This is a genomic window from Glutamicibacter sp. AGC46, from assembly GCF_053543715.1.
The window spans coordinates 362,426-386,316 of the sequence record NZ_JBLVOJ010000024.1 but is presented as its reverse complement, the minus strand read 5'-3'; the positions used below and the strand labels follow the sequence as shown (position 1 = coordinate 386,316).

Annotated in this window: 20 protein-coding genes; 7 read left to right on the top strand and 13 right to left on the bottom strand. The window is 61.0% G+C overall.

Annotation, left to right across the window (positions count from 1 at the left end; all coding sequences use genetic code 11):
• Positions 1-38: 38 nt before the first annotated feature.
• Complete coding sequence (gene nhaA / locus ACNPM8_RS13835; RefSeq protein WP_388024129.1) at positions 39-1,388, bottom strand: Na+/H+ antiporter NhaA; 1,350 nt, start codon at positions 1,386-1,388, stop codon at positions 39-41.
• 170 nt (positions 1,389-1,558) lie between these two features.
• Positions 1,559-2,053 carry a DUF2505 domain-containing protein gene (locus ACNPM8_RS13830; RefSeq protein ID WP_105657107.1) on the bottom strand — a complete coding sequence of 165 codons (495 nt, stop codon included), beginning with the start codon at positions 2,051-2,053 and terminating at the stop codon, positions 1,559-1,561.
• A 240-nt stretch (positions 2,054-2,293) separates the two neighbouring features.
• On the opposite strand from ACNPM8_RS13830, the gene mfd reads away from it, so the two are divergent.
• The gene (mfd, locus tag ACNPM8_RS13825; protein WP_105661736.1) at positions 2,294-5,908 is read left to right on the top strand and encodes a transcription-repair coupling factor; all 3,615 of its coding nucleotides are present in this window, start codon (positions 2,294-2,296) and stop codon (positions 5,906-5,908) included.
• A 60-nt stretch (positions 5,909-5,968) separates the two neighbouring features.
• Here the strand turns inward: mfd and ACNPM8_RS13820 are convergent, their stop codons facing one another.
• From ACNPM8_RS13820 to ACNPM8_RS13800, 5 genes are all read right to left on the bottom strand, one after another.
• On the bottom strand, positions 5,969-6,397 hold the full coding sequence (locus ACNPM8_RS13820; protein WP_448940030.1) for a tetratricopeptide repeat protein: 429 nt from the start codon (positions 6,395-6,397) through the stop codon (positions 5,969-5,971).
• A 150-nt stretch (positions 6,398-6,547) separates the two neighbouring features.
• On the bottom strand, positions 6,548-6,805 hold the full coding sequence (locus tag ACNPM8_RS13815; RefSeq protein WP_105657110.1) for a hypothetical protein: 258 nt from the start codon (positions 6,803-6,805) through the stop codon (positions 6,548-6,550).
• Positions 6,806-6,840: 35 nt separating this feature from the next.
• Positions 6,841-7,527 carry a deoxyribose-phosphate aldolase gene (deoC, locus tag ACNPM8_RS13810; protein WP_400342588.1) on the bottom strand — a complete coding sequence of 229 codons (687 nt, stop codon included), beginning with the start codon at positions 7,525-7,527 and terminating at the stop codon, positions 6,841-6,843.
• Between the two features lie 59 nt (positions 7,528-7,586).
• The gene (locus ACNPM8_RS13805; RefSeq protein ID WP_448940029.1) at positions 7,587-9,317 is read right to left on the bottom strand and encodes a phospho-sugar mutase; all 1,731 of its coding nucleotides are present in this window, start codon (positions 9,315-9,317) and stop codon (positions 7,587-7,589) included.
• Positions 9,318-9,369: 52 nt separating this feature from the next.
• Positions 9,370-10,170 (bottom strand): purine-nucleoside phosphorylase, encoded by an 801-nt coding sequence (locus tag ACNPM8_RS13800; RefSeq protein ID WP_133833244.1) that lies wholly within the window; start codon positions 10,168-10,170, stop codon positions 9,370-9,372.
• Between the two features lie 126 nt (positions 10,171-10,296).
• On the opposite strand from ACNPM8_RS13800, the gene ACNPM8_RS13795 reads away from it, so the two are divergent.
• The 4 genes from ACNPM8_RS13795 to ACNPM8_RS13780 all read left to right on the top strand — a co-directional run bounded on the left by ACNPM8_RS13795 (position 10,297) and on the right by ACNPM8_RS13780 (position 14,912).
• On the top strand, positions 10,297-11,706 hold the full coding sequence (locus ACNPM8_RS13795) for an NAD(P)H-quinone dehydrogenase (RefSeq protein WP_181148819.1): 1,410 nt from the start codon (positions 10,297-10,299) through the stop codon (positions 11,704-11,706).
• Between the two features lie 335 nt (positions 11,707-12,041).
• The gene (locus ACNPM8_RS13790; RefSeq protein ID WP_102598219.1) at positions 12,042-13,430 is read left to right on the top strand and encodes an MFS transporter; all 1,389 of its coding nucleotides are present in this window, start codon (positions 12,042-12,044) and stop codon (positions 13,428-13,430) included.
• A gap of 183 nt (positions 13,431-13,613) precedes the next feature.
• Positions 13,614-14,354, top strand: a complete 741-nt coding sequence (locus ACNPM8_RS13785) for an SDR family oxidoreductase (protein WP_400342592.1) — start codon at positions 13,614-13,616, stop codon at positions 14,352-14,354.
• Between the two features lie 102 nt (positions 14,355-14,456).
• A complete protein-coding gene (locus tag ACNPM8_RS13780) occupies positions 14,457-14,912 on the top strand; it encodes a DUF6176 family protein (RefSeq protein ID WP_332594796.1) in 456 nt (151 codons plus the stop codon).
• Positions 14,913-14,983: 71 nt separating this feature from the next.
• Here the strand turns inward: ACNPM8_RS13780 and ACNPM8_RS13775 are convergent, their stop codons facing one another.
• Entirely contained in the window at positions 14,984-16,765 is a 1,782-nt protein-coding gene (locus ACNPM8_RS13775; RefSeq protein WP_041649369.1) for an acetyl/propionyl/methylcrotonyl-CoA carboxylase subunit alpha, read from the bottom strand.
• A gap of 281 nt (positions 16,766-17,046) precedes the next feature.
• Between ACNPM8_RS13775 and ACNPM8_RS13770 the strand changes: the two genes are divergently transcribed.
• Positions 17,047-17,385 (top strand): hypothetical protein, encoded by a 339-nt coding sequence (locus ACNPM8_RS13770; RefSeq protein ID WP_448940028.1) that lies wholly within the window; start codon positions 17,047-17,049, stop codon positions 17,383-17,385.
• A gap of 158 nt (positions 17,386-17,543) precedes the next feature.
• Here ACNPM8_RS13770 and ACNPM8_RS13765 read toward each other — a convergent pair whose 3' ends face one another.
• Complete coding sequence (locus ACNPM8_RS13765) at positions 17,544-18,110, bottom strand: GNAT family N-acetyltransferase (RefSeq protein WP_388024124.1); 567 nt, start codon at positions 18,108-18,110, stop codon at positions 17,544-17,546.
• Between the two features lie 85 nt (positions 18,111-18,195).
• Complete coding sequence (locus ACNPM8_RS13760) at positions 18,196-18,714, bottom strand: CGNR zinc finger domain-containing protein (RefSeq protein ID WP_448940027.1); 519 nt, start codon at positions 18,712-18,714, stop codon at positions 18,196-18,198.
• A gap of 25 nt (positions 18,715-18,739) precedes the next feature.
• Between ACNPM8_RS13760 and ACNPM8_RS13755 the strand changes: the two genes are divergently transcribed.
• Entirely contained in the window at positions 18,740-18,943 is a 204-nt protein-coding gene (locus ACNPM8_RS13755; protein WP_332594794.1) for a hypothetical protein, read from the top strand.
• 54 nt (positions 18,944-18,997) lie between these two features.
• On the opposite strand, the gene ACNPM8_RS13750 is transcribed toward ACNPM8_RS13755, so the two are convergent.
• From ACNPM8_RS13750 to ACNPM8_RS13740, 3 genes are all read right to left on the bottom strand, one after another.
• The gene (locus ACNPM8_RS13750) at positions 18,998-19,639 is read right to left on the bottom strand and encodes a Maf family protein (protein ID WP_332594793.1); all 642 of its coding nucleotides are present in this window, start codon (positions 19,637-19,639) and stop codon (positions 18,998-19,000) included.
• On the bottom strand, positions 19,636-23,139 hold the full coding sequence (locus ACNPM8_RS13745; protein ID WP_448940026.1) for an MMPL family transporter: 3,504 nt from the start codon (positions 23,137-23,139) through the stop codon (positions 19,636-19,638). The genes ACNPM8_RS13750 and ACNPM8_RS13745 overlap by 4 nt, the downstream gene beginning before the upstream one ends.
• 4 nt (positions 23,140-23,143) lie before the next feature.
• Positions 23,144-23,891: TetR family transcriptional regulator (locus ACNPM8_RS13740; RefSeq protein ID WP_448940025.1), on the bottom strand; the 748-nt coding region annotated here is incomplete at its 5' end.

The following is a 23,891-nucleotide window of genomic DNA, read 5'->3' as shown; positions in this document are numbered from 1 at the left end:
AAGCCCCGCCCGAGCTATTTCTTCAGGATTCCAGAAGGCTACTTTCCTTCGTCGTCCTGCTGGTACACATCAGGGATGCCATCCTTATCGGCATCGCGGGTCTCGCGCTCGTGGATGACCTTGTATCGGCGGTTACGGGGAATCAGCCACAGGGCACCGAGGATCGCGGCAACGAATGAACCAGCCAGGATTGCTACCTTGGCATGCTCATAGTGCGCCGACTCCAAGCCGAAGGACAATTCGGAGACCAGCAGGGATACGGTGAAACCGATACCTGCCAGCAACGTGACACCCAGCAGGTCGCCCCAGCGGGCATCCTTGTCCAGCGAGGCCTTGGTGAACCGGGTCAGCACCCAGGTCGAGCCCATAATGCCGATCGGCTTGCCGAGCACCAGACCCAGCACGATGCCCCAGAACACCGGATCGGTGAGCAGGCCGCCGCTGCCATTGTCAGGGGAAATCACGGTCACGCCGGCGGCGAAGAAGGCGAAGATGGGAATGCATATGCCGGAGGACAGCGGGCGGAAACGGTGCTCGAATCGTTCAGCCAGGCCGATGCCGTCACGGCCATCGGTGCGCTTGACCGGGACACAGAAGCCCAAGACCACACCGGCGATGGTGGCGTGGATGCCGGAGCCGAAGACGAAGATCCAGGTAATGACACCCAGCGGCAGCAGGATTGCCCACGCGGCCCACGCACGCTTGGCGAAGAACTTGCCAAGGAAACGGGCAAGGACCGTGAAGAGAATGATGGGGATCAGCGACAGGCCCAGGTAGGACAGCTTCAGGTCATCGGTGAATACGACGGCGATAATGACAATAGCGATCAGGTCATCGACTACAGCCAGAGTCAGCAGGAAGATGCGCAGCGCTGCGGGAAGCGCCGAACCAATCACCGCGAGCACAGCCACGGCGAACGCAATGTCTGTTGCGGTTGGAATGGCCCAGCCACGCAACAACTCACCGCCACCGGACATGGAAGCGATAGCGACAAAGATCAATGCCGGCACCAGCACGCCGCCAAAAGCGGCCGCTACCGGTACGGCTGCCGTTTTCGCATTGCGCAGGTCGCCAATGACGAATTCTTTTTTCAGCTCCAAGCCGGTCAGGAAGAAGAACACCGCCAGCAGAGCATCGGCAGCCCAGTGGCCGATGGACAGATTCAGATCCACACCGAAAAGGGTAGGTCCGAAGTGGAAGTCACGCAGTGCGAAGTAGGACTCGCGCAGCGGGGTGTTAGCCCAGATCAATGCCAGCAAAGCGCCGGCGATGAGTACCATGCCGCCGACGGTTTCCTTGCGCAGGATGTCGCCGATACGGATAGATTCTTTATAGCTGGGGCGCGAAAACAGGTTCTTGCTGGAACCCGAAGACGGAGTTTGGGTCATGCTTTTAACTCGCTTACTTCGTTAAATGAATATTTCTCGCCGACCAGACTTCCCGGCACACCTGTCACCAACCCTAGCGCGAACAGTGCTTCAGAGCACAAATCCCCGGACGCTTTGCGAGAAATCGCACGTCCGGGGACTGAATGTGAAACGTAACTATTCGGAGTGGCTTATTTCGAAAGCCAGGCATTGACCTGAGCAGCCTGCAAATTCAGTGCCTTGCCCAGGTAAGGCTCCGCAGCCGAAGCCAACTTGCCGCCGATGAATGGAATCGACGAGGAAACCTTGGCGTCAATGGAGAATTCGGAAGTTTCGCCCTGGGCCTTGAGCTGTTCGGTGCCGCTGACGGTCACCGGAACACCGGCAACGGAGATCTTTACCGTAGCCGAGCGGTTGCCGGCAGCATCTGGTGCTGTCCACTGGTCTACCTGGGTGATCTCGATGGTCGCGCCAACGAACTTGCGGGCGATATCCGGAACGCGATCGGTGGGGACCGAACGAACGGTGGTCACGGTGAAGGCGCCTGCGGTATCGCCGTTCACGGAGAAATCGGTCAAGGAACCGTTGGCGACCTTGGTCAGGTGCTCGGCAAAGCCACGATCGCTAAGCGTAGCGATGACCTGGTCTGCAGGGTGGGCGATCTGAGTGCTTGCGTTCAATGCCATGAAAGCTAATCCCAATCTGGAAATCTAAGTGGCCGGGCAACGAAATCGCAGGCCCGGCAACGGACAGTATTAACACTATCTGCAAAGCCGCATTGGGTAGGCTAGGACTGCACCCAAAACAGCATATTGACGTTTCCGGCCGTGGAAAAACATTTACGGTCGGCGTTCGTGGTGTCGTTTCGACGTAATACAGTATGAATGCACCCGGCCAAGCGTCTGCATGAGAGGACCCGAACCCCCATGAGCCTAAGCGGACTTCATGATTTCCTGCGCGAGGAACCTTCCTTCAGGCGTATTGGGCAAAGCGCAGCTCATGACTACCCGACGCGCAGCGAAGAGCTGGAAATCGCGGCCCCGCAGGGCATGCGACCGATCCTCTCGGCGCATATCAGCCAGGCGCTGCGTGAAAGCAAGCATTCGGGGGTGACGCTCATCGTCACCGCGACCGGCCGTGAAGCCGAAGAAGTCTCCAGCTCACTGGGTGCCTACCTCCCGGCAGGCCAGATCGCCGAGTTCCCTTCTTGGGAAACCTTGCCCCATGAGCGCTTGTCGCCGCGAAGCGATACCGTGGGACGCCGCCTGGAAGTGCTGCGCCGCCTGCACGACCGGGATGAGAGCCTAAACATCATCATTGCTCCAATTCGTGCCGTGCTGCAGCCGTTGGTCGCCGGCCTTGGCGAATTGCGCCCGGTCATCCTGGAACTGGATGCCGAGCCGGGCTTCGATAAAGTCATCAAGGACTTGGCTGCTGCGGCTTATGCCCGAGTGGACATGGTGACGCACCGCGGCGAGTTTGCGGTGCGTGGTGGCATCATCGATGTTTTTCCGCCGACATTGGACCACCCGGTCCGCATTGATTTCTTCGGGGACCAGATCGACTCGATGCGATTCTTCGCCATCGCAGATCAGCGGTCCACTGATGATCCCGGTCCCACCCGGATCATTGCCACGCCCTGCCGTGAAATGCTCATCACCCCGCAGGTGATGAGCCGGGCAGCGAATCTGAAGAACCATTTCCCGGCTGCCCAGGAAATGCTCACCAAGATTGCCGGCGGCATCGCTGTTGAAGGCATGGAATCCTTGGCTCCGCTGCTGGTGGACAAGATGGTTCCGCTGCTGTCCTTGCTGCCGGAATCGTCCATTGCGCTGGTGATGGAGCCAGAGCGCGTGCGCGCCCGCGCGCATGACCTGAACGCCACCAATGCCGAATTCCTGGCTGCCGCGTGGGCTTCGGCTTCGGATGGAGCCAGCGCTCCGTTGGATCTGACCACCGCGGATTCCGAGCGAAAGCTGGCTACCGGTGATTTTGCCTCGCTGGCAGAAACCGTAGAACACGCACAGGCCGCCAAGGTTTCCTGGTGGGCTATTACCTCCCTGGGTGCCGATGACGAGCTGGATTTGGGCGCGGCCACCATCCGTGTCCCGGCCCGTGAACCGCACGGCTACCAGGGCGACATCGAGGCGATGATGGAATTCATCGCAGGACGAGTCAAGGACCAATGGCGTTTCGTCGTGGCTACCGAGGGGCCCGGCCCGGCAGCCCGCCTTTCGGAGCTTTTCGCCGAGTTCAAGATCCCGGCACACAGGGTGGATGACCTGTCCGCGGAACCCACCGCTGGACTGATCGAGATCACCCAGGCCACCGCCGGCCGCGGGTTTGTCTTCGAGGAACTGAAGCTGGGCCTGCTCACCGAAGCAGATTTGCTGGGCCGGTCCAGCGCGTACCCGAACCGCAAGGGCCGCAAGCTGACGGTCAAGCGCAAGCGCAATGCCGTTGATCCGCTGAGCCTGCAGGCCGGGGACTACATCGTCCACGAACAGCACGGCATAGGCAAGTTCGTCGAGCTGATGGCCCGCAAGGTCAATGGCTCGGGCAAGGATGCCAAGCGCGAGTACCTGGTGGCGGAGTACGCCTCTTCCAAGCGCGGAGCCCCGGGGGACCGTCTGTTCGTCCCGATGGACCAGCTGCATATGGTCACCCGGTATGTCGGCGGCGAAGCTCCGACCTTGTCCAAAATGGGCGGTTCGGACTGGGCCAGCACCAAGTCCAAGGCGCGCAAGGCCGTCAAGGAAATTGCTGGCGACCTGATTAAGCTCTACTCGGCTCGCATGGCCAGCCGTGGCCACGCCTTCGCATCAGACACCCCGTGGCAGAACGAGCTGGAGGAAGCCTTCGCGTTCATCGAGACTCCGGATCAGCTCACCGCCATCAACGAGGTGAAATCCGATATGGAGAAGGAAATCCCGATGGACCGGTTGATTTCCGGTGACGTGGGCTTTGGCAAAACCGAAATCGCGGTTCGCGCCGCCTTCAAGGCCGTCCAGGACTCCAAGCAGGTTGCCGTGCTGGTTCCTACCACCCTGCTGGCTTCCCAGCACCACCAGACCTTCACCGAACGCTATTCGGGCTTCCCGGTCCGCGTGAAGACCCTCTCGCGTTTCCAGAGCGCCAAGGAATCCAAGGAAATCCTGGCCGGCCTCAAGGACGGCAGCGTGGATATTGTCATCGGCACCCACCGCCTGCTCTCCAAGAACGTGGAGTTCAAGAACCTGGGCCTGGTCATCATTGACGAGGAACAGCGCTTCGGAGTGGAGCACAAGGAAGAGCTCAAGAAGATGCGCACCAACGTGGATGTGCTGGCGATGAGCGCCACCCCGATCCCGCGTACCTTGGAGATGTCGCTGACAGGCATCCGCGAAACCTCCACCTTGGCGACCCCGCCCGAAGAACGCCATCCGGTGCTGACCTACGTGGGTCCACGCAGCGACAAGCAGATTTCCGCGGCCATCAAGCGTGAGCTGATGCGTGATGGCCAGGTGTTCTTCGTGCACAACCGGGTCAGCTCCATTGAGCGGGTGGCGGCCGAATTGCGCGAGCTGGCCCCCGAAGCGCGCGTGGAGGTAGCCCATGGCAAGATGAGCGAATCCCGGCTGGAGCGGATCATCCAGGACTTCTGGGAGAAGAAATTCGACGTGCTGGTCTCCACCACCATCATCGAAACCGGCCTGGATATTTCCAATGCGAACACGCTGATTGTGGACCGCGCGAACAACTACGGCCTGTCCCAGCTGCACCAACTGCGCGGGCGCGTTGGGCGCGGCCGTGAGCGTGCCTACGCCTACTTCCTGTGGGATGTAGAGAAACCGCTGGGGGAGGTCGCCCTGGAGCGCCTGAAAGCCGTTGCCGCGCACAACGAGCTTGGCTCCGGCTACCAGCTGGCCATGAAGGACCTGGAACTGCGTGGAGCCGGTAATCTGCTGGGTGGCGAGCAGTCCGGGCATATCGCCGGTGTGGGCTTCGACTTGTACCTGCGCCTGGTAGGCGAGGCCGTGGCCGATTACAAGGGCGAAGGCGAGGAAGAAGCCGCCGAGATGAAGATTGACCTGCCGGTCAATGCCCACCTGCCACACGACTATGTACCTGGTGAACGACTGCGTTTGGAAGCCTATCGCAACATTGCCCAGGCCGAGACCGACGAGGCGCTGGGTGAAGTCCGCGATGAGCTGGTGGATCGCTATGGCAAGCTTCCAACTCCGGTGGAGAACCTCATGCGCGTCGCGGCCCTGCGTATTCGCGCGCGTGCTGCGGGGCTGCATGATATCCAGCAGGTCGGCAACCACATCAAGCTGGCTCCGGCCAGAATTGAAGACCTGCCAGCTTCGCGCCAGGTGCGCTTGGAACGCCTGTACCCGGGGGCTGCGAACAAGCCGGCGCTGAATTCGATCTTCATCCCGAAGCCCAAGACCTCGCCCATTGGCGGACGGGACTTGGCCGACGGGGAGATCCTGGAGTGGGCGGAGAAGCTGCTCTACGCTATTTTCGAGCCAACACCCGCACCGGCAGCAAAGGACTGATTCGGTTGAAATCGCGGGCCAGTAGGATGCCTTTTCCTGCAGGCTGCTGGCCGGCGTTTGCTACCGCTGGCCCGAGGCAGCAGGCGAGGCCAGTTCTCCGGCGTAGCCCTTGATCGCCCGGGCGTAGAGCGAGGCATGGCGCGCTAATGCGCTGACCGCCAGCTGGACGGCTTCGGTGGATTGCCCGGCATCGTGCAGGGCCAGAACCAGGAAGGCCTGGGCGTCGGTAAAGATCGGTGAATCGGCAGTGATCTGCTGCAACAGTTCGATGGACTGGGTGTACTGCCCGAGATTGCGCAGCGTGCTGGCTAGCTGGAGCAGCGCTTCATCGTGCCTTGGCGCTTCCAGCCCAGCTTCCAGTGCCGCCCGGTAGGGGCCGACCGCTTGTTCTTCTTCCCCTAGGTAGTCGTGCAGGGACGCGACCTCGAAGAGCACCCGCGGATCCTGCGGATCCTTGCCCTGCACCAGGAGTGCCAGTTCGGTGCGCAACTGTTCAGGGCGTTTGCCATTGGCTGAGTTTCAGAACTCTTCGATGCGCTGATCCCATGATTCCATGGGGCCAGTCTAAGCGAGGCAAGGCAGCTTAAACGCAAGAGAGGGAAACCCGGACACGGGTTTCCCTCTCTTGAAAAGTTCTAATTAATTCTGGTGGGCGTTAGCTGCCGCAACCAGATCCTCAGCCTTTTCCGCGCGACCCATCAGGTGCATCGGGATAGCGAAAGCCAAGAACATCAGAGCGAAGCTGACCAGGGTCGGCCACCAAGCAACCTCAAGGGTCCAGTAGCCCAAGGTGTAGACGCCAGCCGAGAACATCACGAAGAAGATCACGAGGTTGACGATATTGCCGACAAGGCGGCCTTCACCGGAATGGGCAGTGTTCTTGCCGTTCGAGTACACTTTTTCTCCTTGGGAAAACGGATTGGTGCGATTTCCTAGTAGCTGGAACCGCTTTGCTCTCCCTCTAGGATAGCAACTCCTGAGCTAGAACCTAGCCGGGTCGCACCGGCCGCAATCATGGCCCGCGCGGTTTCAACACTGCGAACGCCGCCCGAGGCCTTGACACCCATTTCCGGGCCGACGGTCTTGCGCATCAGCTCGACGTCTTCGACGGTCGCGCCGCCGGTGGAGAAACCGGTGGAAGTCTTGACGAAATCAGCGCCAGCGGCCTTTGCGGCCTCGCAGGCCAGGACCTTGGCTTCCTCGGTGAGCAAGCAGGTTTCGATGATGACCTTCAAGATGGCTCCACCTTCATGCGCGGCCTGCGCAATGGCGAAGATCTCGTTGACCAAGGCATCCCGATCGCCACGCAGGGCGGCGGCAACGTCGATCACCATGTCGATTTCGTTGGCACCGTCTGCAACTGAGTGCTTGGTTTCGAATACCTTGGTATCGGTGGCCGAGGCACCCAGCGGGAAACCGATGACCGAACAGGTCAGTACGTCCGAGCCTTCCAGCTCGCGCGAAACGGTGGAAACCCACAACGGGTTGACGCAGACCGACTTGAAGCCGTACTTCTTGGCTTCCTCGCAGATCTGCACAATTTGTTCGCGGGAAGCATTCTGAGCCAACAGGGTGTGATCGATGTAGCTTGCGATCTCGCGGGCGCTTAGTTCAGTCATCATTTCCTCTAATAATAAAGATTTCAATCATTTCAAATGAAGGTCTCGAAGGGGTAAGCCTAGTTGGCATTCAGGTAAGCTGCCAATTCATCCTTGATTGCCAAGACCTGCGCGGTAGCGCGTTTGCGGGCTTCAGGGACCTCGGCCAGATCATCGACCGGCTCAATAGTTTCCAAGTAGCACTTGAGTTTCGGTTCCGTTCCCGAGGGCCGAACGATCACGCGGGCACCGGAAAATGTATGCAAGACCATGGCGTTGGTCGCAGGGAGCTTCTCGGTGCCCCTGGACAGGTCGGTCACCTCGGAAACCTCGGAGCCGCCCAGCGAGGCCGGAGCGTTCTTGCGGATCTTTTCCATGAGCACCGGGATCTGCGCCAAGTCGGTGAAGCGCAGGGACAGCTGGTCGGTGACGTGCACGCCATGCTTGGCGGCCAGTTCATCCAGGCGGTCCGGGATGGAGCCGCCCGAGGCCTTCAACTGCGCAGCCAGATCGGCCAGGACGATCCCGGCAGAAATCCCGTCTTTGTCGCGCACCAGTTCCGGGGCTACGCAATAGCCCAGGGCTTCTTCGTAGCCGTAGCCCAGGTCCTCAACGCGTGAGATCCACTTGAATCCGGTCAAGGTTTCTTCGTGCTCGCGTCCGGCGTCCTTGGCGATGGCTGCCAGCATGCGCGAAGACACGATGGAATTGGCCAATTTCTTGCCCTCTGGCAAGGTCTTGGAGACCTGGTCCCCGAGCAGCCAACCTACCTCATCGCCGCGCAGCATCCGCCAGCTGCCGCCGTCGAGGATGGCTGCCGCGCAACGGTCGGCATCGGGGTCATTGGCAATGACCAGATCAGCACCGACCGTGCGGGCCAGTTCCAGCGACAGGTCGATGGCCCCTGGCTCCTCGGGGTTAGGGAACTTCACGGTAGGGAAGAGCGGATCGGGGTGTTCCTGCTCAACGACCATGTGCACGTCGTCGAATCCAGCGCTCAGCAGGGCTTGGCGCATGGTGTGGCCACCCACGCCGTGCATTGCCGAAACCACAATTCGCAGATTCTTGCGTACCAGGCCCTGCGGCTGGTTAGCTTCGATGATCGGGTGGATGGAAGCGAGATAGGCTGCCTCGATATCGCCTTCTTCGCCTGGGGCCGGGAGCACTTCCCAACCGGACTGTGCCAGCGGGATCTGCGCCACTGGCTGGTCATGGTCAATCAAGGAAGCGATCTGCGCATCGATCGGGGAGACGATCTGAGCCCCGCGGCCCGACGCATCGGTGATCCTGCCGCCAACGTATACCTTGTAGCCGTTGTCCCGTGGGGGGTTGTGGCTGGCCGTGACCATGACGCCGGCTTCCGCGCTGAATTCACGAACGGCCCAAGCCAGCACCGGGGTCGGCAAGGCCGAGGGCATCAGCAGCACCTCAAAACCGGCAGCGGCGAAGACGGCGGCTGAATCCTTGGCGAAGGCATCCGAGTTGAAACGGGCATCGAATCCGATGACGACCTTCGGGACATATCCGCCGTTGGCCTTTTCGCCCAGGAAACGGGCGATGCCCGCAGCGGTGCGCAGGACCACCACACGGTTCATGCGCATCGGGCCGGCGCCCAATTCGGCACGCAGGCCTGCGGTGCCGAATTCCAGGACGCCGCTGAAGCGGTCGGCGATGTCCTCGAAGGCCAGCGCGTCGCCGTCGGTGACGCGCTGGATCAGTAATTGCAGTTCTTCCTGCGTTTGCGGATCGGGATCCTGGGCTGCCCATTGGCCCGCCGCATCAAGCAACTGGATTTTCTGCGTGTGATTCACTGATTTCCCTTCGAAGGACACTGACTGCTTCTTTGCGCCGATAATGCGAGGCTTAGAGCTTCGCGATGATCTGTGCCAGCAACTTGGAGATGCGCGGACCGGCGGCCTGGCCGGCCTCGATGACTTCCTCGTGGCTCAGCGGCACCGGGCTGATGCCGGCGGCCAGGTTGGTCACCAGGGAAATACCGAAGATCTCCATGCCTGCATGGCGGGCGGCTATTGCTTCCAATGCGGTGGACATGCCGACCAAATCAGCACCGATCACCTTGGCGTACTGGACTTCGGCCGGGGTTTCGTAGTGCGGTCCGGTGAACTGCGCGTACACGCCCTGATCCAGGGTCGGATCAACTGCGAGGGCAATCTCGCGCAGGCGCGAGGAGTACAGGTCGGTCAGGTCAACGAAGGTCGCGCCCTCCAAAGGGGAGGCGGCAGTCAAGTTGATGTGGTCCGAGATCATTACCGGGGTGCCTGGGGTCCAGTCCGGATTCAGGCCTCCGCAACCGTTGGTGAGCACCAGCTGCTCGCAGCCGGCAGCTGCCGCGGTGCGGATGGGGTGGACTACCGCGCGCACGCCGCGCCCTTCGTAGTAATGGGTGCGGGCACCCAGAACCAGGACCCGCTTTCCAGTGGACGTCAGGATCGAGGAGATGCTGCCCTTGTGCCCGGGTACGGCCGGGGCATGGAAGCCTGGAATGGAGGCGGCATCCAGGGTGTGGGTGGTTTCGCCGATGAGTTCGGCGGCCTGGCCCCAACCGGAGCCCAGGACCACCGCGATGTCGTGTTTTTCGACGCCGGTCTGTTCGGCGATTGCCTGGGCAGCTTGTGCCGCCAGGACCTGTGGGTCATTTTGCATATCAGTCACGGGAAATACGCTACCGGTAGCGGGGCGCTTTGTCAGGTGAAACTAGTGCTTCAGATTCAAAATCACGTTCCGGGATCGTGCTTCGATGTGCGCAATCACCGTGCATGGTGAACAATAGTGAATGTGAGCGCAGATCGTAGGAATGAAGCAACCCGTTTAGTTATTCTCGGCGGAGGACCTGGCGGCTACGAAGCTGCCATGGGTGCAGCCCAGCTGGGCGCCAATGTCACCGTCGTGGAGCGTGCAGGCATGGGCGGTTCAGCGGTGCTGACCGACGTCGTGCCCTCCAAGACCCTGATCGCTACGGCGGACGCAGTGCGCCGGGTGAAGCACGCAGAGACCTTTGGAGTCCACGTTGACGGCCTCGACTCGGCCGTCACCGACTTCTCGGTGGTGAACCACCGCCTGCTGGATCTTGCCAAGGAGCAGTCCTCGGATATCCGCACCACCCTCGAACGCGCTGGCGTGCGCATCGTGATCGGCGAGGGCCGCTTGCTGGACGACCACACGGTTGCCGTATCGCACCCGGATGGTTCCGAGCAGGAAATCGAAGCGGACGCCATGCTGATTGCCGTGGGAGCCCACCCGCGCGAACTGCCTACCGCCAAGCCTGATGGCGAGCGAATCTTCAACTGGACCCAGATCTACAACATGAACGAGGTGCCTGAACACCTGATCGTTGTAGGCTCCGGCGTTACCGGTGCAGAATTCGCTTCGGCGTACAACTTGCTCGGTGCCAAGGTCACGCTGGTTTCCTCGCGCGACCGCGTGCTGCCCGGCGAGGATGCAGACGCAGCGGGCGTGCTGGAAGATGCTTTCAAGGACAACGGCGTCAACGTTGTTTCCCAGGCTCGCGCCGAGGGCGTGGAGCGCCAGGGCGACAGGGTGCTGGTCACCTTGGCGGACGGTCGCGTGCTCGAAGGCAGCCACTGCCTGGTTGCAGTGGGCGGCATCCCCAATACCGCCAACATGGGTCTGGAAGAAGCCGGTGTGCAGCTGACCGACTCGGGCCACATCAAGGTCGATGGCGTTTCGCGCACTACCGCAACCAACATCTACGCTACCGGCGACTGCACGGGCGTCTTCGCCCTGGCTTCGGTAGCAGCCATGCAGGGCCGCATCGCCGTGGCCCACCTGCTCGGCGACTCGGTAAAGCCATTGAACCTGGATCTAGTGGCATCCAACGTCTTCACCTCCCCGGAAATCGCTACCGTGGGTGTGACCCAGCGTGCGGTTGCCGAGGGCAAGTACCAGGCCAACATCATCAAGGTTGATCTGAACACCAACGCTCGCGCCAAGATGATGAACGTGGACCAGGGCTTCGTGAAGATCGTTTCCCGCAAGGGCTCGGGCACCGTCATCGGCGGTGTTGTGGTCGCTCCGCGTGCCAGTGAATTGATCTTCTCGCTGGCACTGGCGGTCCAGAACAGCCTTCATGTTGATGACGTGGCTGAAACCTTCACCGTTTACCCGTCGTTGTCCGGTTCGCTGGCCGAAGCGGCACGTCGCCTGCACCGTCATCGGTAGGTTCTGAAGAACTTTTCCAGGGCGGCATTTCCCTTGCATTCAGGGAGATGCCGTCCTTTTGCCATTAATGCCGTAATACAAGCTCTTGTGACGCCATTCACTTTGCCGACCGACTCTGATATAAGTGTAAAAACCGTTTTCTCAGGTCACGTCTCAATATGTGGAAGCGCATATTCCTGCTAGTAGGCCCGTGAATTGCCGTTTGCTGTTCAGTTTCATTTCATCTGGTGTCCAAATGCTGGACATCAATATCCGAATACTGGTCACCGAGGTTTACGATTATGGCAACGTAAATGAACATCTGACTCGTACTTTCACTCTAAGGAGCAGCCTCCATGTCGCAGGCTAACCAAGCAGTGGCGCCGAAGGAAAACACCCGCGGTCGCGTGCTGTTTGCCAGCATGATTGGCACCACTGTCGAATTCTTCGACTTCTACGCCTACGCCACCGCGTCGGTTCTCGTTTTCCCGGCGTTGTTCTTCCCTAACGCCTCCACCATCAACGCGATCCTTTCATCGTTCGCGATCTTCGGCGTGGCTTTCGTGGCTCGTCCACTGGGTTCGATCATCTTCGGCCACTACGGCGACAAGCTCGGCCGCAAGGGCACCCTGGTGGCGTCACTGCTGCTGATGGGCATTGCCACCTTCCTGATCGGCTTCCTGCCGCCGGCCGCGGGCAACTGGACCGTTTTGGCTCCGACCGCACTGGTGCTGCTGCGCTTCGCACAGGGCCTGGCGCTGGGCGGCGAATGGTCTGGCGCTGCGCTGCTGGCCACCGAGAATGCGCCGAAGAACAAGCGCGCCATCTACGGCACGTTCCCCCAGCTGGGCGCACCCATCGGCTTCATCATCGCGAACCTGATGTTCGTGGCCCTGCAGACCTTCTGCACTGCAGAGCAGTTCATGGCATGGGGCTGGCGAGTTCCGTTCTATTTCTCGGCAGTCATGGTGATCATCGGCCTGTGGGTACGCCTGAAGCTGGTTGAATCCGCGTCCTTCAAGAAGGTCCTGGACCAGAAGAAGGTAGTGAAGTCGCCGTTCGCGGTGACCATGAAGAAGCACTGGCGCCCAACCCTGGCCGGTACCTTCATCATGCTGGCAACCTATGTGCTGTTCTACCTGATGACCTCCTTCACCCTGACCTACGGCACCCAGCCAGCTACCATCGAGCAGGCGACTGCTGCCGCTGAAGCCAAGGGCAAAACCTTTGACGCCGCAGGCTTCGTTCCGGGCTTGGGCATTGAACGCCCGACCTTCTTGACCATGCTGATCATCGGTGTCGTCTTCTTCGGTATCTTCACCGTGGTTTCCGGCCCGTTGGCTGAGAAGTTCGGCCGCCGCAAGTTCCTGATCTGGGTTACCGCGGGCATCTTCGTCTTCGGACTGTCGTGGACCCTGTTCTTCGGTCCAGGCCAGGGCGCTGCCATGGCCGGGCTGATCATCGGGTTCACCCTGATGGGTCTGACTTTCGGCCCAATGGCTGCGTATCTGCCTGAGTTGTTCCCGTCCAATGTCCGCTACACCGGCTCGGCTGTTGCCTACAACATGTCCTCGGTGATCGGTGCGGCTCCTGCTTCCTTCGTGGCTGTAGCCCTGTGGAAGGCCGGTGCGGGCAACACCACCGGCGTTGGCCTGTACTTGGCACTTGGCGCGGTACTGACCTTGGTCGCGCTGTTCATGACGCGCGATACCTCTGACATGGACATGGAAGAGTGGGTCGAGTAGTTCGACAGTCTTGCCGAGGGAACGGCTCGGCGAATCATCAAGCCATGATGATTCGCCGGGCCGTTTCCCGTTTCCGTGCAGCCTGGATGAATACGAGCTGAAAAGGGCCATCAACCCCTGACAACTTGATGCGCGGCATGGAAGCATGGGACGCGGAATATCCAATACAGAAGGGGAATGCTCATGCGTATTGCAGTTGCGGGAGGCACCGGCGCTATCGGCACGCTGGTGGTCGAAAAACTCAAGAGTGCTGGCCACGAACCAGTGGTGCTCGCACGGTCCGTGGGATGCGACCTGGTGAACCGCAACGCGGTAAAGCAGTGGCTGGTTGACTGCCAATCGGTCATCGATGTTTCCGGAGTTTCCACCACCAGCTCTGCTGCATCCATGCGGTATTTCACCCACTCGACGGCCAACCTCGTCAGCGTGGGGCGCGAGTCCGGGGTGCAGAACCACGTGGCGCTCTCGATCATCGGAGCGGCCGAAGTGGATTCCAGCTATTACGCGGGCAAAGCCGTGCAAGAGCGGATGCTGCACATGCTTCCCGGTGGCTATACGCTGCTGCGCTCGACCCAGTTCCACGAATTCATTGGCCAGAATATCAAGCGTCTGGGCGCGGGTCCGGTGCAGATGGCGCCGAAAATGCGGATGCAGCCCATCGCGGGCATCGAAGTGGCTGCAGCACTAGTGGATCTTGCCGAGGGGCCGGCGCAGGGCGTGGTGCAAGACCTTGCTGGGCCGCAAGAAGAATACGCTCCCGACCTGTTTGCCAAGTACCTGCAGGCCCAAGGCAGGTCTCCAAAGATGGTTGAAGTGCCTGTTCCTGGCCCCATGGGCAAGGCCATGCGTGATGGGGGACTGCTGCCAGGCGGTTCCGCCCGGTTGGGCCACGAAACCTTCGATGCCTGGCTAGCGCGGCAGTAGCCCGAACCAGCCTCCTTATTCAGTATCCATTGGCTGGCGTGCGGGAACTTCCAGCATCCGAATAGCCGTGACAAAACAAGTGGATTCTGGAAGCATCACGTCATGGACGAAAAAGAACCGCATGTTCCCTACAATCCCACGCCTCGGGACTTTCCCGGCTTTGCGATGCCAGCTTCAGTGCCGCAAGGCATGCGTCTGGAGCTGAGCCGTTCAAGGATCAAGGATGGGCAGGATGAGAACTTTGGCGCCTGGATGGACATGCTCAATGCGCGCTACGAGGAATGCGAAGCATCCTTATCGGCACAACGGGCAGCGCTGGAAGCAACATTCAGGCATGTGGAAGCCGATGGTTCAACATGGATCTACCACCTGAGCCTGGTAGGCGAGAACGGCGGCGGGCTCGATACGCAGCAGGAAATCGATGCGGCGCACGAAGCAGCTAGCCGCCAAGCGAAAATGCCTGGCTGGGAAGAACTTGAACCGAAGTTCCTGCTCATGCCCGATCATCTGAAGGCATCCATGGCGCACTGGGCAGAACATGGACAGGTGCCAGAGTAGAAGATTCCAGTGACAGAACGACGCAGGGCCTGGATAAATCTGTCCAGGCCCTGCGTCGTTGCAAACGAGTGCTACTTGGCTTCTTCGATCGAAGCGATGACCGCGCCCGAGGACAGGGTCTCGCCCGGGGCAACTTCCAAGCCGCTAACCACGCCATCACGGTGCGCAGTAATCGGCTGCTCCATCTTCATCGCTTCAAGCACGACAATCAGATCGCCCTGGGCCACGGCCTCGCCGTTCTCAACGGCAACCTTCACGATGGTGCCCTGCATCGGCGAACGCAGTTCTGCGCTGTTCGCGCCAGCGGAGCTGGCTGCCTTGCGGCCCGGCTTGCGCTTCTTCTTGCCTGCGGCCTTCTCGGCACCGTTGGAGGATACCGAGCCCAGCGACGAAGGAAGGGTGACTTCCAGGCGTTTGCCGCCCACCTCAACGGTCACGCTGGTGCGCTCGTCCTCGGCTGCGTCCTCGCCGTCCATTGGCATCGGGTGGGGCTCGATGGCGGTATCGAATTCGGTTTCGATCCAGCGGGTGTGGACCTTGAATGGCCCCTGGGCCGGAACGAACGATGGATCGCTCATCACTGCGCGGTGGAATGGCAGTACGGTAGCCATGCCCTCGATCTGGAATTCTTCCAGCGCACGGCGGGCACGAGCCGCAGCCACTTCACGGGTGCTGCCGGTGACGATCAGCTTGGAGATCATCGAGTCGAAGTTCCCTGAAACGCTTTCGCCCTGCTCGATGCCCGAGTCAACGCGAACGCCGGGCCCCGATGGCAGGTTCATCTTGGAGATGGTGCCTGGGGTCGGCATGAAGTTGCGGCCGGCATCTTCGCCGTTGATGCGGAACTCGAAGGAGTGGCCGCGGATCTCCGGGTCGGTGTAGCCCAGTTCTTCGCCGCGGGCGATGCGGAACTGCTCGCGAACCAAGTCCAGGCCGGTGACTTCCTCGGAGACCGGGTGCTCAACCTGCAGACGGGTATTAACCTCGAGGAAGGAAATGACGCCATCCTGGCCTACCAGGAATTCGCAGGTGCCCGCGCCGTTGTACTTCGCTTCGCGCAAGATGGCCTTGGAAGCTTCGTACAGCCGGGTGGTCTGCTCTTCGCTCAAGAACGGGGCCGGCGCTTCTTCAACCAGCTTCTGGTTGCGGCGCTGCAGCGAGCAGTCGCGGGTGGAGACGACAACCACGTTGCCGTGGATATCGGCCAAGCACTGGGTCTCCACGTGGCGCGGTGCGTCCAGGAAGCGTTCGATGAAGCATTCGCCGCGGCCGAAAGCCGCGACAGCTTCACGCACTGCCGAGTCGTACATCTCGCCGATTTCTTCGCGGTTGCGGACCACCTTGATGCCGCGTCCGCCGCCACCGTAGGCAGCCTTGATGGCCAGTGGAAGTCCGTGCTCGTCGGCGAAGGCGTATACCTCGTCGGCCGAGGCCACCGGATCCTTGGTGCCGGGAACCAGCGGAGCGCCCACCTTTTCAGCAATGTGGCGGGCCTTGACCTTGTCGCCGAGCTGGTCGATGGACTCTGGCGAAGGGCCAATCCAGGTCAAGCCCGCGTCAATAACAGCCTGGGCGAACTCGGCGTTCTCCGAGAGGAAGCCATAGCCCGGGTGGATCGCGTCGGCGCCGGAGCGTTCAGCTGCGTCCAGGATCTTCTCAATGCGAAGGTACGATTCAGCGGCGGTGGTACCGCCCAGCGCGTAGGCTTCATCAGCCAGACGCACATGCAGGGCATCGCGATCCGAGTCGGCATAGACCGCAACGGACTCGATTCCTTCATCGCGTGCGGCACGGATAATACGCACTGCAATCTCGCCGCGGTTGGCGATAAGCACCTTCGTCAATGGATTCATCATGAACCTTGTCTTTTAAAAATAGGGTTTCTCAGCTATGAGCCTATCGTTTTTGTGGGAACTATATGTAGTTATCGCCTAGAACGAGGGTGTTAGGGCGAATTTTTTGGAGGAATCCTACAAAGGACCTTGGCGCTGGCTCAACGTGGAACCTGCCCAGGGAGGCTTGCGGACCCTGTCGCCGGCGAGGCCTGGAAGGGGCGCTGCTCTCAGCTGGTGCGCTGGCAGCGCTGGCCTCTGCCCTAGTCTTCGCGCACCCGGCGAACTAGGCTATCGCCAAGATGGAAAACAAGGAGGCCGCCGTGGGAAATCGAGGCAAAGCGCTCTGTGCGCTGCTGGCTGCTGGACTGCTCGCCTTGGCCGGTTGTTCCAGCGCAACCGGCATCCCGGCGCTTGACCGCGAACCGGCTGGAGCCGACCAGTGGCCGGGGGATAGGAGCCAGTTGGAGAACCTTGGCATGCAATCCGTGCGATTTCTGGTCACGCACGGCAACGCCGACTACTTCGCCACCGCATCGGCAGATGAGCAAACGGCTTGCCTGTTCAAATTCGCCCAGGGAGAGGCTTCCGCTGCTGGCGGACGCGGCGGGGCCGGGACGCGGATGCCATCGTCGAAGTGAGCGCTCCTGGAATGAGGATGATGCTGGTCCGGGCCGGAGCCGACTTCCCGGACTTGGAAGAGGTGGGCTGGACCAGGATCCACGAGAACATTCTAGTGTTCTAGCTGGCCGGGAGCCAAGGGATTCCTGAAGGGCCGCTTGACGCCTGCAGGATTGGGCTATCCAAGGTTGGCGCCCATGGTGTACACCACAGGTCCCTCTGCTATCGCGGTGCGATGCAATACCTCGAAACCGTGCCGCTCGTATAGGCGGACGTTTCTCTCGTTGGATGTTTCCAGCGACACCTCGGGATAGTCCGACGCAGCAATATGGTTCAGGCACCGGCTGATGAGTGCCGAACCAAGACCCCGTCCAACGCTGGATCCAGCAACCCCAAGCGTGGCAAAGTCCCACGCGTTCTCAGGCCGCTGTGGCAGGTCGGCTCCGTAGGTGATCTCCAAGCGATCGCCCATCAGCTGCGAAATCTCTTCCTGCATGCCCAAGCCAGGCTCTGGACAACTTGGTGGCAGGAGCGCAGCGACACCGTCGAGGTCCTCGCTGACCAGGACGACTCCATGCTCCAGAGCGTGGGAAAGGTAGACGGCTTGAAGGCGTTCCAAGCGCTCCAGGTAGCGATCGGCTGGAATGCTCCACCGTGTCCAGGGGTAGAACGCAAACGCCTCGGCCAAAGTAGAGGACGCACTGGGAATATCCGCGCGGCGCGCGGAACGGATAGCTGAAGTCATATCCATATCCTAGCCAAGCCAGCCCGGCCTCCCGCCGTGCGCCGCCACGCCATGGTTCCGGCCTGGCATGAATCAGCCCCGGCAGCTACGCCTGCCGTTCGCGGTGCCGCCTGACGGCCGCGCGATTGGCGCAACGCACCGAGCAGAAACGCTGGCGCCCGTTGCGTGTCACGTCCACAACCACGTGGCCGCACGGTGCGGCCTCGCAGCGCCGCAGCCGGTGCATGCCCCTGGTGGTCAGGTGCAATGCCGTGCCCACGCAGAAGACCGAGCGCAGCACCTGGGGCATGCTCTGGCCGTCATCGCGATAGTGCAGGTGCCAACCCTCCCCATCGTGGTCCACCAGGCGCGGATAGGCCGAAGCGCGAGCCGCCTGCAAATTCAGCAGCAGCGCCCGCTCGGGATCGGACGGCGCGTCAACGATGTCCAGCCAGTCATCCACCACCGCGCGCGTTTGCGCATAGTCAGAGGCGAGCTGCGGAAAGGGCATGGTCATGCCTCTCTGCCGGGTGCGTTGTTCGATGCCGTCGCGGTCCGATGGCCAGTCATTGGCCAGCGACGCAGCGAGGAGCACTGCATATTCTCCGTAAGGGTTGAGTTGCATAAGAGCATTACATCATGCTGGAGCCATGACTATTGCACAGCACAGCCAAGCCGTTGATTCCCGGCAGGAAACCGATGTCCATGAGCACTGCTGGGAGATCGGATCCAGCCATCGGACTTCCGCCGGGATTGTTGAATACTTCCATTGCCGCCGCTGCCGGCGCCACATCATGCTCCAGCGCGGGTTCGGGCACGAACAGATGCTGCTGAGCAGGGAACTGCAGGCATGAAAATGGTGCCTTCCGCTGTGGGGCGGAAGGCACCATTTGCCGGACGGAACCGGATTATTTCCAGAGATCCACGATGCTGATCCCGGCTTGGGCCAGCAGGCCGCGCAGCACGAAGACATCCAATCCGACGACGTTCTGGAAGTTGCCTTCGATGGACTCGATGAAGGCTGCAGCCAGCCCGTCAATGGTGAACGCCCCGGCGCAGGGCAGCGGTTCCCCGCTGGCGACGTAGGCCTCGATCTCGGCATCATCCACGGTGGAGAAATGCACCACGGTGGAAGATACCTGGCCGCGAGCCTGTTCCGGATTGGCGGGATCAATCAGCCAATGGCCTGAGTGCAGGATTCCGGTAGAACCGCTCAGCTGCAGCCATCGTTCGCGGGCTACCTCTTTGGTGTGCGGCTTGCCGTAGGCCACGCCATCAAGTTCGAAGACCGAATCGCAGCCCAGCACCACGGTGCCTGCCGGATGATCTGCCTGGGCCACGTTCTCGGCCTTGGCACGAGCCAGCAGCAATGCGGTCTGCGCTGGACTCTGCTCGCCGTTGCGGGCCACGGCAGCTGCCAGCACCGCATCTTCATCCACCTCGGAAACCTGGGTGGTGAATTTGATGCCCGCATCGGCCAGGACCTTCTTGCGTCCCCACGAAGCCGAAGCCAGCAGCAACCGGGGTCCTGTCTTCATCTGTTCGCTCATACGGCGGCGTTCTCCTTGGCCTGGTCCTGGCTGGAATTATCAGCGGAAGTGCTTTCCCCGGAATCCAGCATATCGTTGAGTTTCGATCCTTCGACATCAACATCCGGCAGGATCTTGTCCAGCCATTTAGGCAGGTACCAGGCCTTGTCGCCCAGCAGGTGCATCACTGCCGGAATGAAGGTCATGCGGATGATGAACGCATCGAAGAGCACACCGAAAGCCAGCGCGAAACCGAGCGGGCGGATCATTGCCAGGTGCGAGAACACGAAGCCGGCGAAGACCGAGATCATGATCAGCGCAGCGGCGGTGACGACCGGTGCTGCCATCGAGAAGCCGGAACGGACCGCGTCCTTGGCCGGCTCGCCGTGAGCGTAGCGTTCACGCATCGCCGAGACCAGGAAGACCTGGTAGTCCATGGCCAGCCCGAACAGGATGCCGGTGAGCAGGATCGGCAGGAAGCTGAGCAGCGGACCGGGAACGTTCACATCGAAGAGGCCGGAGAACCAGCCGAACTGGTAAACCATGACGCTGGCGCCGAAGGCCGCGGCCAGCGAGAGCAGGAAGCCACCGGTGGCCAGCAATGGAACCACGACCGAACGGAAGACCAGCAGCAGCAGGATCAGCGACAGGCCAACCACGATGCTCAGGTACGGTACCAGAGCGGCGGTGACCTTTTCGGAGACGTCAATCTGCGCGGCAACCTGGCCGGTCACGGCAATGTCAGCACCCGTGGCCTCGGAGAACTCCGAGTAGTCCGCACGCAGCTGGTGCACCAGCGCTTCGGTGGCTTCCGAGGAAGGGCCATCGGTAGGGATCACCTGAATGGCTGCCAAGGTACGGTCTTCGGTCATGGTGACTGGAATTGCGGCCACCACGCCGTTGTATTCGCGCAGTTTCTCGGCCACATCGAGGCTAGTTTCCTCAGCTTCGCGCTCGCTGAGCCCTGCAGGCAGATCAGCTAAGACCAGCAGCGGGCCGTTGTAGCCGGAACCGAACTTGTCGCTGGTTTGCTCGTAGGCCTGGAAGGCCTGCGAATCGGCAGGTTCTGCACTGCCATCAGGCAAAGCGGTTCGCATCTGCGTGGCCGGCAGGGCGATGGCACCCAGGACGACTATCACCAGCAGGGTCACCGGAACAGCGATCTTGGTGACCATGCGCACCCAGCGAATGGAGAATGATTCCTTGATCTGGGGATTCTCGGCATCCGCAGCTGCCTTCTTGCGGGCCCGCTTGGAAACCAGTTTGGTGCCGGCCAGGGACAGCAGTGCTGGCAGCAAAGTGATGTTCAGCAGCACCGAGCAGAACACGGTGAACGCTGCCGACAGGCCCAAGACGGTCAGGAACGGAAGTCCTGGAACAGCCAGTGCGGCCAGTGCGATGATCACGGTCAGACCAGCGAAGACTACAGCGTTGCCGCTGGTTCCGACGGCGCGTGCAATCGACTCTCCGACCTCCATGCCGGACAGTAGCTGCGAACGGTGGCGGTGGATGATGAACAGCGCATAGTCGATGCCCACCGCAAGGCCCAGCATGAGAGCCAGGGCAGGGGTAATCGAGGCCATGTCAATCAGCGAGGAGAACGCCATCGTAGTGCCCACGCCAGCGCCCACACCGAGGATCGCCAGCAACAGCGGCAGGCCGGCGGCGACCAAGGTGCCGAGCATGGCAATCAGGACAATGGCAGCGATGACCACACCAATGATTTCCGAGGCTCCGAAGACCTGGGACATGTCCTGCATGATCTCCTTGGAGAACAGCACCTCCACGCCGTTAGCCTGTGGACCTGCGGCGATAGCCTTGATCTGCTCGCGGTCATCGGGAGTCAAAGCGTCGGTCTGGACCTTGAAGGTCACCTGCGAAACTGCAGTACTGCCGTCTTCGGAAACGAAACGCATATCGGAGCTTGCGCCCACCTGGCGCGAAGCGAATTCCAGTTCAGCGCGGCCGGATTCCAGATCCTTCAGGCCTTGCTCTATGTCCTTCTCGCCCTGCTCAAGCTCGGCGGTCTTTTCCTTGATAGTTTTTTCGCCGTCTTCAAGCTGGTTCTTGGCTTCTGTCAGCTCGGCCTTGCCTGCAAGGAACTGGGCCTTCTTGGCATCGAATTCACGTTGCCCGGCCTCCAGCTTGGCCCTGCCGGCATCGAGCTCGGCCTGGCCTTCGCTCAGCTTCACCTTGTTGCTGGCGATCTCAGTTTTCGCTGCATCCAGCTGCGCCTTGGCGTCGTCCAGCTGGGTTTTGGCGGCGCTAAGCTGGCTGCGGTTCGCGTCCAATTCCTGATGGCCGGCCTTGGCCTGGGCCTGTCCAGCGTCGAGTTCCTTGCGGGCAGCGTCAAGCTGCTGCAAGCCGGCTTCGGCCTTGGCGATCTGCTCCAGTGCCTCGGTGGCCTGCTGCTTGCCGGCGGTCGCTTGGGCGATAGCTTTCTCGGCTTCGGGTTTCGCGGCTTTCGCCGCAGCCAAGGCGCCTTCGCTGTCCGCTAGTTGCTTAGTGTACGCATCAATGTCGTCTTGGTTTCCGGCCGCCTCTGCCTCCGCCAAGAGCTGCTTGGTACTCTCGATCTGGGCCGGTAGTTCCTCGATGCCCTTTTCAGCCTCGGCCAGTCCTGCCTGTGCGGCGGCCAGGCCATCTTCAGCTGACTTCAGACCCGTGGTGGCTTCTTCCTTGCCGGCCGATAGAGTTGCGTCGAATTCTTCGCGGGAAGAGTCGCCCAGCAGCTGGTCCATGCCAGCCTGGTACTCCTTCTCGCCCGCGGCGAGCTTGGCGTCAGCGGCATCGAGCTTCTGCTCGCCAGCGTCGAACTTTGCGCGGCCAGCGTTGTATTCGGCCGTTCCGTCCTTGTACTGGGCTAATCCGGCGTTGTACTTCGCTTCGCCGGCTTCCAGCTGGGCACGACCCGAAGTCAGCTCGCGCTGGCCGGCTTCCAGCTGCGCGCGGCTATCGGCGAGCTGCTTTTCGGCGGCGGCAATTTGCGGCTCGGCAGCCTGGATTTCCTTCTGGCCGTCAAAGTACTGTGCCCAGCCATCGGTGAGTTCCTCGCGGCCTTCCTTGAGCTGCACCTTGCCATCGGCAATCTGCACCTTGGCATCGTCAAGCTTTTCCTGGCCGTCAACGAGTTCCTGCTGCGCTTTCTCCAGCTCTGGCTGCGCCTTATCGAGCTGTTCCTGCAGTTCGAAGGGGCTCATGGCTTCGACTACCTGGGACTGCATGGCCAGCTGTTCCAGGGACTCGGCGACGGCCTGCTTCTGGGTTTCGTTCAGCGGCCGGTTCGAGCTTTCACGGAACACAATCGAGCCAGAGCCGCCGGCGAGATCCGGGAGCTCTTCCTTCATCCGGTCGAGGGTGCGCTGGGTTTCAGTTCCGGGCAGGGTGAAGGTATTCGATAGCTGGCCCATGAACAAGCTGGCGCACAGGCCGATGAAGATGAAGGCCGCCAGCCACATTGAAATGACGCGGTAGCGGTGCAGGTGTGCCCATCGAGCGAGGCGGTAGAGGAGGGAAGCCATGAGCTTAGATGTCCTTCAAGGTGCTAGTGCTGGTCAGCGGCAAGGCGGTAAAACCCTGGTCAAGGGTTTTCATGGCCTGGGTAATCAAGGAATGGAAGACGGAGATGAGCTCGGGGGAAATATCCAGACCGTGAGTTTCGGTAGCTGGCAGACGCTCGATCCACTCATCAAATGCTGCTTGGCCTGCGCCGAGCAGAGCATGGGTAAAGACTCTGATGGAAAAACTGTCGGCCTGCGGATAACGGCGGGCGACTTTTTCGATGACTTCCGTGGTGGCTGTCCGCCATTCGTTCATCGTGGCGGGGAAGCCGCAGTTGGCTTCTTCCGTTCGCAAGAATGCACCAAACTGGGCCACTTGCCCGAGCATCTGCGACACGTCATCAGACTTGAGCGATTCGATGATCGCTTCGACCAGAGGCATGGAGTCGGTCAGGTCGCTAATGGAATCCACCATGGTTCCCAGAACCTGGTGCAGGGGATAGGAGAAGACCGCATCTACTGATGGAAAATAGTTGAAGAGTGTACGGCGCGAAACACCGGCCGCTTCAGCGATCTGCGTAGCGGTAAGCGCCGTGGCAGAGCCTTTGCGAAGCAGGTCCGCGACGGCTTCAACGATGGCTTGTTTCGTTGCTCGTTTGTTTAGTTCGCGGCGGGTGCCGGTACTCGGGGAAGTCACATAACTTACACTACGTGCAAAGTTGCACCCTGTGCAAAGTGAATCCGTGTGACCTTTAACCGGAAATGGGGGGGGA

Coding starts and splice junctions, on each gene's coding strand:
- nhaA (WP_388024129.1), bottom strand. CDS start 1,388: ATGACCCAAACTCCGTCTTCGGGTTCCAGCAAGAACCTGTTTTCGCGC.
- ACNPM8_RS13830 (WP_105657107.1), bottom strand. CDS start 2,053: ATGGCATTGAACGCAAGCACTCAGATCGCCCACCCTGCAGACCAGGTC.
- mfd (WP_105661736.1), top strand. CDS start 2,294: ATGAGCCTAAGCGGACTTCATGATTTCCTGCGCGAGGAACCTTCCTTC.
- deoC (WP_400342588.1), bottom strand. CDS start 7,527: ATGACTGAACTAAGCGCCCGCGAGATCGCAAGCTACATCGATCACACC.
- ACNPM8_RS13800 (WP_133833244.1), bottom strand. CDS start 10,170: ATGCAAAATGACCCACAGGTCCTGGCGGCACAAGCTGCCCAGGCAATC.
- ACNPM8_RS13790 (WP_102598219.1), top strand. CDS start 12,042: ATGTCGCAGGCTAACCAAGCAGTGGCGCCGAAGGAAAACACCCGCGGT.
- ACNPM8_RS13785 (WP_400342592.1), top strand. CDS start 13,614: ATGCGTATTGCAGTTGCGGGAGGCACCGGCGCTATCGGCACGCTGGTG.
- ACNPM8_RS13780 (WP_332594796.1), top strand. CDS start 14,457: ATGGACGAAAAAGAACCGCATGTTCCCTACAATCCCACGCCTCGGGAC.
- ACNPM8_RS13775 (WP_041649369.1), bottom strand. CDS start 16,765: ATGAATCCATTGACGAAGGTGCTTATCGCCAACCGCGGCGAGATTGCA.
- ACNPM8_RS13770 (WP_448940028.1), top strand. CDS start 17,047: ATGGAAAACAAGGAGGCCGCCGTGGGAAATCGAGGCAAAGCGCTCTGT.
- ACNPM8_RS13765 (WP_388024124.1), bottom strand. CDS start 18,110: ATGACTTCAGCTATCCGTTCCGCGCGCCGCGCGGATATTCCCAGTGCG.
- ACNPM8_RS13760 (WP_448940027.1), bottom strand. CDS start 18,714: ATGCAACTCAACCCTTACGGAGAATATGCAGTGCTCCTCGCTGCGTCG.
- ACNPM8_RS13755 (WP_332594794.1), top strand. CDS start 18,740: ATGACTATTGCACAGCACAGCCAAGCCGTTGATTCCCGGCAGGAAACC.
- ACNPM8_RS13750 (WP_332594793.1), bottom strand. CDS start 19,639: ATGAGCGAACAGATGAAGACAGGACCCCGGTTGCTGCTGGCTTCGGCT.
- ACNPM8_RS13745 (WP_448940026.1), bottom strand. CDS start 23,139: ATGGCTTCCCTCCTCTACCGCCTCGCTCGATGGGCACACCTGCACCGC.